Genomic DNA, 13,287 nt, shown 5'->3' with positions numbered 1-13,287 from the left:
CCGATAACGCCACTTCGATCGCCTTGGCCGCGGGGGTGCAGCTCAGCGCCGGTGTGAGCTGGGTCTCGTGCGCCTCGCCCCGCAGCGGCCCGCCGGTGCGCACCGGACCGGCGGCCGGTGCCGGGTCCGCCGTGGGCCCGTCGACACCGAATGGGCCAGGTAGTCGTTTGAACACCATCGTGGCGTTCACTCCTTCTCTGTGCGCCGTTCACTGTTCTTGCCGGACCGAACGCTCCGGCCGGGTAAAGCAACTCCCACGCCCATGTCACGGGTGGATCAATTCGGCCACCTGGCCGGGTGTCGCCCGCACTTCCCCGGGGCCCTTGCCAGAGCGGGGTGTCGGGCTGCCGGGCGGGAACCGCGGGTCGTGCTTTACCGTTCTTTTACCAACAGTCCCTTGAGTCACGAAGGAGTCGCGGTCCCCGCGATGGACGAGCCTCCCAGTACCCCTCGCCCCGTTTCCGATGCGTACGCGCCCGTATGCGCCCCCGTATCCGCCTCTGAGCGGTTTGCCGAGCGCATGGGAAGGGGACCGGCGTGCTGACCGAAGTGCTGCTGGTCCTGCTGGCCTTGGCGCTGACCCTGGCCTGTGCGCTGTTCGTCGCCGCGGAGTTCTCGCTGACCACGGTCGAGCGCGGCGAGCTGGAGCGCGCCGCCGCGGAGGGGGAGCGGGGCGCCGGAAGCGCGCTCAAGGCCGCCCGGAAGCTGACGTTCCAGCTGTCCGGCGCCCAGTTGGGCATCACCGTGACCTCGCTGGTGATCGGCATGCTCGCCGAGCCCTCGCTGGCCGCCCTGCTGCACGGCCCGCTGCGCGCCGCCGGGCTGGGCTCGGCCGCCTCGACCGTGGCCTCGGTGCTGGGCGTGGCGGTGTCGACCGTCGTGCTGATGGTGATCGGCGAGCTGGTGCCCAAGAACTGGGCGATCTCCCGGCCGCTGGCCGTGGCCAAGGTGGTCGCGGGCCCCCAGCGCGGCTTCACCGCCGCCTTCGCCCCGCTGATCCACCACCTCAACAACACCGCGAACCGCCTGGTGCGCCGCGCCGGACTGGAGCCCGCCGAGGAACTGGCGTCGGCCCGTACCCCGGACGAACTGGTCGCGCTGGCCCGTCACTCGGCCGCGGAGGGCGCGCTGGAGCCCGATTCGGCCGAGCTGTTCGTCCGTACGCTGCACCTGGGCGAGCTGACCGCCGAGAACGTGATGACCCCGCGGGTGGACGTGCAGGCGCTGGAGGCGCACGCGAGTGCCGCCGACGCCGCCAACCTCACGCTGGCCACCGGCCTGTCCCGGTTCCCCGTCTACCGCGCCAGCCTGGACGAGGTGGTCGGCACCGTGCACATCCGCGACGTCCTCGCGCTGGACGCCGCCCGCCGGGCCACCACCCCGGTCACCGAACTGGCCACCCCTCCGCTGCTCGTCCCCGACAGCCTCCCGGTGGACCGGCTGCTGGACCGGCTGCGCGGCGCGCACACCATGGCCGTCGTCATCGACGAGTACGGCGGCACCGCCGGTGTCGCCACCCTGGAGGACATCGTCGAGGAGGTCGTCGGCGACGTACGCGACGAACACGACCCCGACGAGACCCCCGCCCTGGTGCCCGCCGGGCCAGGCACCTGGGAGGCCGACGGCGCCGTACGGCTCGACGAGCTGTCCGCCATCGACCTGACCGTGCCCGAGGGCCCGTACGAGACCGTCGCGGGCCTGATGGCCACCGCCCTGAAGCGCATCCCCGAGGCGGGCGACGGCATCGAGACCGACGGCTGGCAGCTCACCGTGCTCAAGGTCGACCACCACCGCGCCGACCGCATACGCATCACCGCCCCGGCCTCCGCCGCGGTGGAGGAGGACGCCCGATGACCCTTCTCCAGCTGGCCATCGGCGCCCTCACCCTGCTCACCAACGCCTTCTTCGTCGGCGCCGAGTTCGCCCTGATCTCCGTGCGCCGCAGCCAGATCGAACCGCACGCGAGGGACGGGGGCAAGCGCGCCCGCACCGTGCTGTGGGCGCTGGAGCACCTGTCCGCCCTGCTGGCCACCGCCCAACTGGGCATCACCATCTCCTCGCTCGTCCTCGGCGCGGTCGCCGAACCGGCCATCGCCCACCTGCTGGAGCCGGTGTTCGCCGCCGTCCACGTTCCCGAGGCCCTGGTGCACCCGATCGCCTTCGTCCTCGCCCTGACCGCGGCCACCTATCTGCACATGCTCATCGGCGAGATGGTCCCCAAGAACATCGCCCTCGCTGCCCCGGAGCGCACCGCGCTGCTCCTCGGCCCGCCCCTGGTGGCCGTCACCCGCGCGCTGCGCCCCGTCGTCTTCGGCATCAACGCCTTCGCCAACGGGCTGCTGCGACTGCTGAAGGTCGAGCCCAAGGACGAGGTCGAATCGGTCTACACCGACGCCGAACTCATCCGGCTGGTACGGGACTCCAGCGACGCGGGCCTCCTCGACGCCTCCGGCAGCGAGCGGCTGCGCGACGCCCTGGAGCTGGGAACCCGGCGGGCGGGCGACATCCTGGTCCCGCTCGGCGAGATGGTCACCGTCGACCACCGGGTCACCCCCGCCGTGCTGGAGCGCACCGCGGCCGCCTCCGGCTTCTCCCGGCTGCCGGTCACCGGCCCGGACGGCCGCGGCAGCACCGGCGGCACCGTTCTGGGGTACCTCCACATCAAGGACACCCTCGGCGTCACCGACCGCGACCGGCCCTTCCCCCACGCCGCCCTGCACACCGTCACCCGCGTGCCGGCCGACACCCCGCTGGACGACACGCTGACGGTGATGCGCGGCGCGGGCACCCACCTGGCGGCGGTGACGGGCGACGACGGCACCGTCCTCGGTTTCGTGACCATGACGGACGTCCTGGAGGAACTGGTGGGGGAGGCGGCGTCGGACGCTCCCTGACCGGCCGGTGCGGGCCCTGCCCCCTCACGACTGGCTCAGCCGTCGGTCACCCGGGGGCCGGGCTTGAAGCCGTGCCGATGGGCCAGGGCGACCACGGCGGTGGCCAGGAGGGTCAGCCCGAGCAGCACCCAGGGAATGGACCCGGCACCGGCCGACTCCAGGAGGAGACCGCCGAACACCCCGCCGCCCGCGACCGCGAGGTTGAAGACGGTGACGAACATCGACTGCGCGACGTCGGCCGCGTCCCCGGCCGCGTCGGCGTTGGCGGTCTGGAGCAGCGTGGGCGCGCCGCCGAACGTCACCCCCCAGACGACGATGCCGAGGAACACCAGCGGTACGGACGTACCCGCGACCCCCAGCACCAGGGACGCGAGCGCGAACCCGGCGAGGCTGAGCAGGGTGACCGGGCGCAGCTTGCGGTCGACCAGGATTCCGGTGAGCCAGATCCCCACGATCGCCGAGGCTCCGAACACCAGCAGCGCGAGGTCGACGCGCGCACCGAGACCGGCCCGCTCCAGGAACGGGGCGATGTAGGTGTAGAGGATGTTGTGGGCCAGGATCCACAGGAGCACCACGGCCAGCACCGCGCCGATGCCCGGCATGAGGAAGATCTTCCGGATCGGCTGCCGCTCGGTGGCGCTCTGCCCGGGGAAGTCCGGGACCAGCGCGCGGATCCAGAGCATCAGCAGCAGTGCGACGCCGGACATGATCCAGAACACTCCGCGCCAGTCGAACAGCGACCCGAGCCAGGTGCCCAGCGGGACCCCGAGCGTCAGCGCGACCGGCTGGCCCACCCCGACGATGGCCAGCGCCCGGCCCTGGAGGTGTTCGGGGACCAGCCGCCGGCCGTATCCGGCGAGCAGCCCCCAGACGACTCCGGCCGCCATACCGGCGATGAAGCGGGCGGCGAGGGTGAGTTCGTAGCTGGTGGACAGCGCCGTGATGGTGTTGAACACCAGCAGCCCGCCGACCGCGAGGAGCAGCAGCGGCCGTCGGCGCATGCTGCGGGTGGCGGCGATGACGGGGATGGCGGCCACCACGGAACCGATCGCGTAGAGCGTGACGAGCTGTCCCGCCAGCCCTTCGGAGACGCCGAGGCCGTCGCCGATCTGCGGGAGGAGGCCCGCGGGCGTCGTCTCGGTCATGATGGCCAGGAATCCGGCCGTGGTCAGCGCCAGCAGCTTTCCTATGGGAAGCCGGTCGTCCTCGATGACCCGCTGCGGGTCCATGGCAGTCTTCTCACTGCCGGTAGTGCTCACGTAGTTCTCCCTGTCTTTTATGGAGGGCCGGGCGGGGGCGAACCCGCCCCCGCCCGGCCGGTTTTCCGTACGAGGATTCTTCGTACGGGGGCTCAGTACTCGGCGGCCAGGGAGCCGAATCCCCTGATGCGGTCGGGGATGCCGTTCTGCCGCAGCGCCCGCCAATAGAGCACCGTGTTGTTGGAGATGACCGGCTTGCCGAGCCATTCCTCGGCCCCGGCCGCAACGCGCATCATGGCCATATTGGTGCCCACCTGCACGATCGCCTCCACATCCGGGGTGTCGACGGCCTTCACGGCTTCGCGCAATTCGGGCTCGGGCACATGTGCGATCCGCTCGGGGCTGCTGCAACCCAGCCCCGTCATCGACACCACGTCATATCCGGATTCGGTGAAGAACCGGCTCACCGAGTCGTCACCGGCCGGAACGTACGGGGTGATGACGCCGAGCCGCCGGGCGCCGTAATGGGACAGCGCCGTGGTGAAGGCGTCCGGGCTCATCGTGACCGGAAGTCCCCCACTGGCGGACTTCATCGAAGCCACCACCTCGTCCTGGGAGCCGGGCCCGTCCCAGTAGATCTCGGGGGAGAAAGCGACCACGAAGCAGTCGGGTTTGCACGGCAGCAGACTGCCGATCGCCCGATGGGTCGCCTCCCGGTAACTGCTGACCAGATCCTCGATGCCACCGGTCAGCGAAGTGTCCTCGGTCTGCATGCGCCCGGTGTGGTTGGTCACCCCTTCGGGGCGCATGGCTTCCATTTCCGGCTGGACGGAGGTGTTGGTCGCGGGAAGGACCACGCCGACTTTGAGACGGGGTCCGAGGCAGTCGGTCATATCGCGCTCCTTACTTAATTATTCGGGGCCTTGATGAGGAGGTGCTTCCGCTCTATGATTTCCGGAACGATGACGGCGTCGTTCCATGACGATTGGTCCACCTGCTCCAGCGCGATGGAGACGGCGCCCTCGGGGACCTCGAAGTGCCGCACCACGAGCGCGGTCAGCTCCTCGGCCAGCTGCTTCCGCTGCTGTTCGCCGACGTCCCGGGGGAAGTGCTTGATGGCGAGATGAGGCACGTCTTCCTCCGTGGGGCTCAGTTGTCGAGGCGGGTGTGGATGGCCGAAATGAGTTCGCCGACCCCCTTTTCCTTCAGCACGCTGTAGTGGTCCCCGACCAGTTCGACCGTGGTCGGAGGCGTCGCGGAATAGCCCGAGCTGCCCTCGATGAACGAGTAGTCGTCACCCGTCGCCTTGAAGATGGTCACCGGTGCGTTCAGCTCGCGCTCGGCCAGTTCGCGGAAGCTGTACTCGAATTCGTACGTCGCCTCCACGATCCGGGTGATGCGGCGGATGAGCGCTTCGTCCAATTGCGGGAGCAGGTCGTGGATGAACGCCACGAACTCGTCCTCGTTCCGGACCGTCTCCAGGCAGCGATCGCGGTCGGGCCCGCTGATGCCGCCGGTGAAGACGGAGTAGAGGATCGTGAGGTAGGCCGGATTGCGGTACGTCGCCTCACGCCCGTACTGCTCCCCGTCCGTCTCCCGGACCTTGGGATTTCCGGGGCAGATCAGGAACAGGTTCTCCACCCGTTCCCCCGCGTCCTCCAGCTGCCATGCGGTTTCGAAGGCGACCCGGGCGCCGAAGGAATAGCCCCACAGGGTGTACGGGCCTTCCGGCTGGATTTTCCGGATCTCGGCCACATCCGCCGCGGCCATGTCCCGGATCGTCGCGTACGGCGTCTCGCCGTCATTGATGCCGTGCGCCTGGATTCCGTAGAACGGCCGGTCCACATCGGCGCCCGAGGCGAGCTGCTGGAGATTCATGGGATAGCCGCCGAGGCCCGGCCAGCAGAAGACCGGGGACTTGGCGCCCTCGGAATGCAGCCGCAGGAACCGCGATATCTCCCCTCCGGCGGTGCCGTCGATATGACGGGCGAGCCGGCCGACCGTGGGCGCCTCGAAGAGCACCTGCACCGGAAGCCGGGTCCCGAACCGTTTGTTGACGCGGTTGACGAGCGTCACGGCGATGAGCGAATTGCCCCCGGCCTCGAAGAAGTTGTCCTCGGTGGAGACCGGTTCGTATTTCAGCGCCGCCGCCCACAGCTCGGCGAGGGCCTGTTCGGTGTCGGTCTCCGGCGCCACGAAAGCGCGGCTCTCCAGCCCCTGGGACAGCTCGTCGAAGGTGGCCAGCGCCTTGACGTCGATCTTGCCGTTGGCCGTCTGCGGCAGCGCGTCCAGGACGACGACCTTGTTGGGCAGCATGTAGTCCGGCAGATACGAGGCCAGGTCGTCCCTGATCACCTCGGTCGGGCCCTTCATGTGGACGACGTCCTCGCCCATGCCCTCGCTCGCCTCCTGCTCGGCCGAGATCCGGCCGCCGACGAAGAAGTAGGAGGCGCCGGTCGGGATCGAGCACTCGGTCAGGATGCTGTCCAGACGCCGCGAGGCGGGCAGGGGATTGCCGCTCTTGGAGCTGTAGCCGGAGGACATCAGCCCCAGCCCCAGCTGGTTGGCCTGGAGGTGGTGGAGCTTCTTGCCGAGCGCGATGTACTCCAGCCACGGTTCGGCGGCCCGGCTGACGGCGCTGATCCCGAAGCTGGAGCGCTCGTACACCGCCTGGTTGATGGCGATCACGTGCTTCTTCTGCACCAGCTCGTCGGAGATCTTCTCCAGGTCGCCGTCCTGGTAGCGGTACTGACCACCCGGCAGGTCGGTGACCTTCCCGGGGTGGACCTGGAGGTAGATCTCGGTGGGGTCCTCCGGCTGCCGGCCGTCGCTCTGCCGGATGTCGAAGGTGCCCAGGTAGTGGTCGTCCTCGGCCACGTCGAACAGCGGCAGCAGTTCCGGCCGGAACCCGTCCGGATGGATGGCCAGGCCGTGGGCGGGCAGCACCTGCTCGAACAGGCCGACCATGTGGCCCGTCTCGAACTCCAGGACTTCGAGGATGTTGTTCTTGTAGACGGGCTCGATGGCCTGGCGCTTGCCGACGAAGTGCACCTTCAGCCGCGGTGATCCGCCGCCCTCCACGCGGCGGATCAGGGTGAGCCGATGGTCCAGCGGGTTGTAGTAGTGGATACCGGAGGGCAGATCGCCGATGCCCGCGATCTCCAGATACATCTGGGTCGCGTACAGCGCGCCGGGCGAGGCGTACGCGTACTTCGGCAGCAGCCGCTCCTCGCTGTGGAACTGACTGAAGGAACGCAGGATCCGGCCCAGCCCCTCCAGGGTCAGCTCGCCCAGCGGCCGGGACGAGAGCGGATCGACACCGTGGTCGAGCAGCTTGAGGATGCGTGCGCGGCTGGTGTCCCCGCCCTCGTAGAAGCGGTACGTCTTGCGGGCGAACGCCTCCCGGCGCAGCTCCGGGCCGGCGTCGCGGCCCGGCAGGTCCACCTGGGTCCGCCCGGCGAGCTGCTCGGAAGAACGCAGCCCGGGGTTGGACAGCTGGGCCTTGACCTGGAGCTTGTTGGACTTGGACTGGTGGTGGGAGCCGTGGTTGCCCTGGTCCATCAGGGCGGCTTCCTTGGGGTTCAGCTCCACGGCGGCGACGAGGTTCTGGGAGCCGGTGCGCGCGTCGTCCTTGACGAGGACGGCGGCCCGCTTGACCCAGGCGTGGTTCTCGATGGTGCGGGCGACCTCGTCCAGCTCGACGCGGTAGCCGCGCAGCTTGACCTGGCTGTCGGTGCGGCCGAGGAAGTGGACGGTGCCGTCGGGGGACCGGGACACCAGGTCGCCGGTCCGGTACAGCCGCACCGGGTCCTGCCCGGGCTCCGGCGCGAGGTGCGGGAAACGCTCCTCGGTCAGCTCGGGCCGGTGCAGATAGCCGCGGGCGAGCTGGACTCCCGAGACGTACAGCTCACCGGTCTCGCCCTGCGGCACGGGCCGGTGGTTCTCGTCCAGCACGTGGTAGCGGGTGTGGCTGACCGGGGTGCCGATGGGGATGACGGTGGGCTCGTCGTCCACGGTGGCCGGGGCGACCTCGTACGCCGAGGAGTTGATGGTGCACTCGGTGGGTCCGTACAGGTTCACCAGCCGCGCCGTCGGCAGCGTCGCGAAGAACTCGGCGGCCAGTGCTCTGGTGAGCGCCTCACCACCGCTGAACACCCGGACCAGGCTGGTGCAGTCGCCCAGCCGCTCGGTGTCCACCAGGGCCTGGAGCAGCGTCGGGACGCACTGGAGGGTGGTCACCCGGTGGCGGTCGATCGTGTCGATCAGCCCCTCCGGGTCGCGGTAGACACCCGGGGCGCCCATCACCACGCGGGCGCCGCACGCCGAGCCGAGGATCTCCCACTGGGCGGCGTCGAAACTCATCGGGGTCTTCTGGAGGATGACGGTGCCGCCGCCCAGGTGCCCGTACTCCTGGAGCCAGCCGAGCTGGGCGACGATGCTGCGGTGTTCGACCATCACCCCCTTGGGCTTGCCGGTGCTCCCGGAGGTGTAGATCACATAGGCGAGCCCGTCGGGCTGCGGCTCCTCCGGGGCGTCGGGCAGTGGCGGCGGTGGCCCGGTCGGCTGGTCGGCCAGGGCCTCGTCCACCGTGAGGACGACGGTGTCGGCCGGGGCGAGTTGGCGCAGCTGGTCGGCCAGATGCGTCTGGCAGACGATGACCTGCGCGCGGGCGTTGTCGATGATGAAGCGCAGCCGCTCCTCGGGGTACTCCGGGGAGAGCGGCACATACGCCCCACCGGCGCCGAGGATGCCCCATGCGCCGACGATGAGGTCGAGGGACGGATCGGCGAAGAGCCCCACGCGGTGGTCGCGGCGCACGCCGGACTCCTGGAGCCGACGAGCTAACCGGGCGCTTCGGTCGAGGAGGCCGCCGTAGGTGAGGTGGGCGTCGTCGGCGACGACGGCGATGTCGTCGGGTCGTGTCGTGGCCTGTGCGCGAAGGAGCGCAGGCAGGGTGGTGTGGCTTCCGACAGGCATGAAGAACCTTCCCGTGTCTCTGTTGATGGCTTCCGGCGATGGCTTCGTGGGCTCGAACGCCGTCGGATGTGATCAAGCAGTTATGACGAGACTGGTCTGTTCAGGTCTTCGGTGGTCACCCCAGACATGGCCCTGCCGGAGCCTTCGGCCGGTAGGCGCCCCGGGCCTGGCGCCGGCAATGGGCATGGACGAGGGTTGGTGTGCTCATGGGTGTGGCCGGAGGTGACCCCCGTTGCGTACCCAGAGCTGTCTGACAGCCACTGACCGTAGAAAGTAGGCTTGGTTCATGTCAAATAGTTCGATGTTGAACTCACCTCGAAGTGGCGGGGCCGAAGAGGTGAACGAGCCGCAGGGGCAGGGGGAGGACGCGCTCGACCGCATCCTTCAGCAGTGGGCGGAAACCCGCCCTGACCTGGACGTTTGGTCCATGGCGATGATGGGGCGGCTCTTCCGGGCGGCCCGGCTGGTCGAGCAGGGCGTGGTGGCGTACCTCGCGGCCGAGGGCATGGAGCGCTGGGAATTTGATGTGCTCGCAACATTGCGCCGCAGCGGCCCGCCGTACGCCCTGTCCCCGAAAGCCCTGGCCGCGACCATGATGATCAAGCCACCGGCGCTGACCCACCGGGTCGACCGGCTGGTGAGTCGCGGCCTGGTCGACCGCGAACTCGACGCCACCAATCGCCGCCGCATGGTGATTTCACTCACCCAGGAGGGCTTCGATCTCGTGGACAACGCGGTGGAGGGCCATGTCCTCAACGGAGAACGCCTGTTCAGCGCCCTGGACCGGGCCGAACAGGAGCAGCTGTCCGACCTGATGCGCAAGCTGCTGCTCTCCCTGGGCGACACGCCTCCTGCTCCCTAGGCGGCGGGCGCCGTGTGAACTCCGGGATGCCCGGCGGTGCGTCAACCTTCGTCAGGAGTTCACACAAGCCCGGGGCCATCGGTGTGCGCGGCGGCCGGGGCCGACGCGGCTGGGCCGCGCGGCCCAGCCGGCGGTGAGCCAGTGGCGCCCCCGGCAGGGCGCCACACAGAAGGATGGCGGTCCTCACCTGCGGAATTTCGTCGGCAGGTTGGTGATCAAGGGAAGTTTTGAGCCCTCGGTGCAGTCTGGGGCTCGCTGATGGCCGGCGCGAGGGCGACACATACCAGCAGTGGGAGGGTTTCCGTCGAACGGAGGATCACCCTCCGGGCAGTGACGATAATCATGGCTGCGGTCGTAGGGTTGACCTTTTTGTTCGGTTTTGGAAATGTGTGGACCCTTGCGTTGCGGTTGGGGGTGCCGCCATGGGTTGCGCCGCTGGTGGCTCCGGCAGTGGACCTCTCCGTGCTGGGGCTGTTGCTGGGAACCCGGTATCTCGCCCTCCAGGGGGCGGGCCGGGAGCAGCTTCGACCGGCGCGTCGGCTGCTGGTCTTCTCCAGCCTGATGACCTTGGCGCTGAACGTGACGGACCCGCTGCTGGCCGGTCAGAAGGGTAAAGCCGCCTTCGATGCGGTCGGGCCGTTGCTGCTGATCGGCTGGGCAGAGGTGGGACCGGGGCTGCTGCAAGCCATCAGTGGTGGCGGGAGTGAGTCGTCACCAGGGGCGGAGGTCCAGGAGTACCCCGTAGGGCACGCTGCGGAGATGACTGAGCCGGCCGGGGATAACGTTGGCCAGTCGCACGCCCCGGACGAAGGTGATCAGCGAGGTCAGCCCAGGCCTGGTGGGGACGATCTGCTCGATCGTGCGCTGGTGGAAGACGCGTGGCATTGGGAGGCGTATCAGCGGCCGATCTCGGCTGAAACACTGCGGAAACGACTGCGTGTCGGTGCGGCCCGGTCCCGGATGCTGGTAGCCGCCGTGCGTTCGACAAGGACCGATCATCTGGCGGTCGAGGCATCGTCCGTCGAGGTCGGCCGCTCGATCGCTCACTCCGGCCGCCAGGTCGACGGTGCAGGCGAGGAAGGCCTGACAGATGAGTGAGCCTTCCACATGGCGGCATGCGAGGAGATCTTCTTGATGCCCCACGTGGTGACGCGACCGCCTTCGAAGTCGTTGAGCGCAGGTGGACTTCGCGTCGTTCGGCACCCTGGCAGAGGAGCGACTCACGAGATTTCACTCGCGTTGGCGCTGTGTTGTATGAGGGCCGCGCGGTCGGCAGTGCCGCGTTACAACAACGAAGTACACCACCTTCGCCTGATAGTGCCCTTGTAGGGCCGTGTCGCAATCTGTATGACCTCCAACAACCGATCTTTGTTGAGCTACGGAGCTGAGCGCATGACGGAGCGAACTGCCTACCTTGACCCTGATCCACGCGACTGGCGCACCCGGAAGATCCGAGTCCGGTTCCACCGCTGGTACGCCACGGTCGACCTCGACCGCGATGGGTACGTCGACGCCGCGACTTCGCTGGGGCGCGACCCTGAGCTGTCCACGGCATACAAAGACGCCGTGGACAGGGTGCGCGACGCGTCAATCGACCGCATCTGGTACGACGGTTATCCGGGCGACTTCTCTTGGGGGAGCGGCCCACGCTGGGTCACCCTGTTCGTGCAGTTCCCACATGTCGAGGCCACAGTCGAGGCACTGCGCGTAGCCGAGCTCGACCACGACTACAGCAGGTTCCACACGCTCGCCGACCGACTGACGCTCCCCATCGATGAGTGGCTCGCTCCCGGCGAGCGGGAGCTGATCCGTGGCGTCCACTTCAACGCGCCGCCTGGCGCGTTCCTGAGGTTCCTGCGGGGCAAGGCCAAAAAGTGCGGAGTGCGCCTCAATGGCCGGGCGACCGCCGGTAGTGTCTGGGTTCGCCCTACGTTGTCGCCCTTCGAGAAGCAGCTGCGGGAGGAGTTCCCAGAGCAGTACCCCGGGTGGGTGGACCGTTGGACCGGTTATGCCGAGTCGGAGGAAGCGCCTATCCGGCCCTGGGTGGGCGGCAGAGACCAGGACCTCAGCCACGGCGCGACACCCGTTCAGTTCCGCGCTGTGGAGACGCCGAATAGCGGGGAGTGCGCCTGCGGCATGAGCCTGCGGGAGTCCCAGGACGGGGGTAAGGGGCACACCACTCATCACGCGGCGTGGGCATTAGGCATCCGAGCCCCCAAAAGCCTGATGTGGTTGGGCGACTTGGCTGTCGTCAGGTCACAGTCGCCTATCTCGTGGCGGAGGCTGGCCTATCAGGTGGCACGGATGCCGCAGAAGGAGAACCACTACGACTTCAACTCGTGGTCTCACCTTGATGAGCCCGAGGAGACCCCGGACAACGTGCGGGCGTATCTATTGAAGGCGAACGGGTACATCATCGGTTACCTAGCGGCCCACGACACCAGTGAGCACTACCGCTGGGATCTGATCGACGGGTCGCAGTACGGCGACGAGGACGGCGCGCTGCGCCCGCGCATCAATCTGATCTGGGTGGCGGATACCTACCGCCGCCAGGGCACTGGTGCCACGCTCGTGGAGGTACTCGCCGACGACTTCGGGTGCAAGGTCGCCGATGTGTCCTGGTCGACGCCGATCAGCTCCGCTGGCCGACGCCTCGCGCGCCGGATCTCGCCCGGGGGTATCTGGGTCAGCTGATCCGTCCGCTTGAGCGCCCCGCACCATCAGCAAGTTGGAGAGCGAGGCTAGCGGAACCGTAAGGTCGCCGGTGCTGAAGTGTCCCGTCTCATTTGATCTGCCTCGCACGAACTGAGGAAGTCGCTGCAGTACGGTTCCTAGAATTCGTCGAGCCGTGGGATGCGAAACTTACGATGGTCGTAAAGGCCTACGAGGGCGCCCGGGTCGACTTCATTCTCTTATTGTAGTCCGGCGCTGAAATAAGGCGAAGTTCTGTAAAGTCCATTCTCCTAAGATTGCCAATTATTAAATCTGCAGGGAGTCTGTGCCCGCGGGTATTTTCCAACAAACAAGCCGTGATCAAGTGTCTGCATGGCCCTCAGTTTCCGATCCCCTCGGGCGGGGAGGTGGAGCTTGAAGCGCGCCCCGCTACGGGCTTCTTGCCGATTGGGGTCCCCGGAATCCGTTGGCGAACGGCAACGCGAGGCCATCGGATGCATCGGATGGGCACCATAGAGCCGCGAGCCCTTGAGGTCTCTGCGCTGGTAGGCCTGGGTGTGAAAGCAGCTGGCTGGGTACTGTTGACATCTGGTCGGTCGACGCGCCGTCGATTGATATTCTGTGCCGGGGCAGTTTGGGTCTGTAGGTGACCTCATAGCCAGAGGTGCGCGAGCGCGTACCT

9 protein-coding genes are annotated in these 13,287 nt (G+C 68.3%); 5 read left to right on the top strand and 4 right to left on the bottom strand.

Annotated features, from left to right (window positions below):
• Positions 1-540 precede the first annotated feature (540 nt).
• Positions 541-1,854, top strand: coding sequence for a hemolysin family protein (locus HYQ63_RS15500; RefSeq protein ID WP_179940135.1), 1,314 nt, complete (start codon positions 541-543; stop codon positions 1,852-1,854).
• Positions 1,851-2,894, top strand: coding sequence for a hemolysin family protein (locus tag HYQ63_RS15495; RefSeq protein ID WP_179934345.1), 1,044 nt, complete (start codon positions 1,851-1,853; stop codon positions 2,892-2,894). The genes HYQ63_RS15500 and HYQ63_RS15495 overlap by 4 nt, the downstream gene beginning before the upstream one ends.
• A 35-nt stretch (positions 2,895-2,929) precedes the next feature.
• Here the strand turns inward: HYQ63_RS15495 and HYQ63_RS15490 are convergent, their stop codons facing one another.
• The 4 genes from HYQ63_RS15490 to HYQ63_RS15475 all read right to left on the bottom strand — a co-directional run bounded on the left by HYQ63_RS15490 (position 2,930) and on the right by HYQ63_RS15475 (position 9,070).
• Positions 2,930-4,153: an MFS transporter gene (locus HYQ63_RS15490; RefSeq protein ID WP_218929569.1), complete on the bottom strand. Its 1,224-nt coding sequence runs from the start codon at positions 4,151-4,153 to the stop codon at positions 2,930-2,932.
• Between the two features lie 92 nt (positions 4,154-4,245).
• Positions 4,246-4,986: an arylmalonate decarboxylase gene (locus tag HYQ63_RS15485; RefSeq protein WP_179934344.1), complete on the bottom strand. Its 741-nt coding sequence runs from the start codon at positions 4,984-4,986 to the stop codon at positions 4,246-4,248.
• Positions 4,987-5,000: 14 nt separating this feature from the next.
• The gene (locus HYQ63_RS15480; RefSeq protein WP_179934343.1) at positions 5,001-5,225 is read right to left on the bottom strand and encodes a tautomerase family protein; all 225 of its coding nucleotides are present in this window, start codon (positions 5,223-5,225) and stop codon (positions 5,001-5,003) included.
• A gap of 17 nt (positions 5,226-5,242) precedes the next feature.
• On the bottom strand, positions 5,243-9,070 hold the full coding sequence (locus HYQ63_RS15475; RefSeq protein ID WP_179934342.1) for an amino acid adenylation domain-containing protein: 3,828 nt from the start codon (positions 9,068-9,070) through the stop codon (positions 5,243-5,245).
• A gap of 301 nt (positions 9,071-9,371) precedes the next feature.
• Between HYQ63_RS15475 and HYQ63_RS15470 the strand changes: the two genes are divergently transcribed.
• The 3 genes from HYQ63_RS15470 to HYQ63_RS15460 all read left to right on the top strand — a co-directional run bounded on the left by HYQ63_RS15470 (position 9,372) and on the right by HYQ63_RS15460 (position 12,626).
• On the top strand, positions 9,372-9,932 hold the full coding sequence (locus HYQ63_RS15470) for a MarR family winged helix-turn-helix transcriptional regulator (RefSeq protein ID WP_257231873.1): 561 nt from the start codon (positions 9,372-9,374) through the stop codon (positions 9,930-9,932).
• Between the two features lie 330 nt (positions 9,933-10,262).
• Positions 10,263-11,030: a SpdA protein gene (locus HYQ63_RS15465; RefSeq protein WP_218929568.1), complete on the top strand. Its 768-nt coding sequence runs from the start codon at positions 10,263-10,265 to the stop codon at positions 11,028-11,030.
• A gap of 294 nt (positions 11,031-11,324) precedes the next feature.
• Positions 11,325-12,626, top strand: a complete 1,302-nt coding sequence (locus HYQ63_RS15460; protein WP_179934341.1) for a GNAT family N-acetyltransferase — start codon at positions 11,325-11,327, stop codon at positions 12,624-12,626.
• Positions 12,627-13,287: the final 661 nt, after the last annotated feature.

Origin of the sequence: Streptomyces sp. Rer75 (assembly GCF_013414305.1) — a bacterium.
Classification (GTDB): Bacteria; Actinomycetota; Actinomycetes; order Streptomycetales; family Streptomycetaceae; genus Streptomyces; species Streptomyces himastatinicus.
Note: the sequence above shows the minus strand (reverse complement) of the source record. Positions and strands in the feature narration are given on the sequence as shown.

Coding starts and splice junctions, on each gene's coding strand:
- HYQ63_RS15495 (WP_179934345.1), top strand. CDS start 1,851: ATGACCCTTCTCCAGCTGGCCATCGGCGCCCTCACCCTGCTCACCAAC.
- HYQ63_RS15485 (WP_179934344.1), bottom strand. CDS start 4,986: ATGACCGACTGCCTCGGACCCCGTCTCAAAGTCGGCGTGGTCCTTCCC.
- HYQ63_RS15475 (WP_179934342.1), bottom strand. CDS start 9,070: ATGCCTGTCGGAAGCCACACCACCCTGCCTGCGCTCCTTCGCGCACAG.
- HYQ63_RS15470 (WP_257231873.1), top strand. CDS start 9,372: ATGTTGAACTCACCTCGAAGTGGCGGGGCCGAAGAGGTGAACGAGCCG.
- HYQ63_RS15460 (WP_179934341.1), top strand. CDS start 11,325: ATGACGGAGCGAACTGCCTACCTTGACCCTGATCCACGCGACTGGCGC.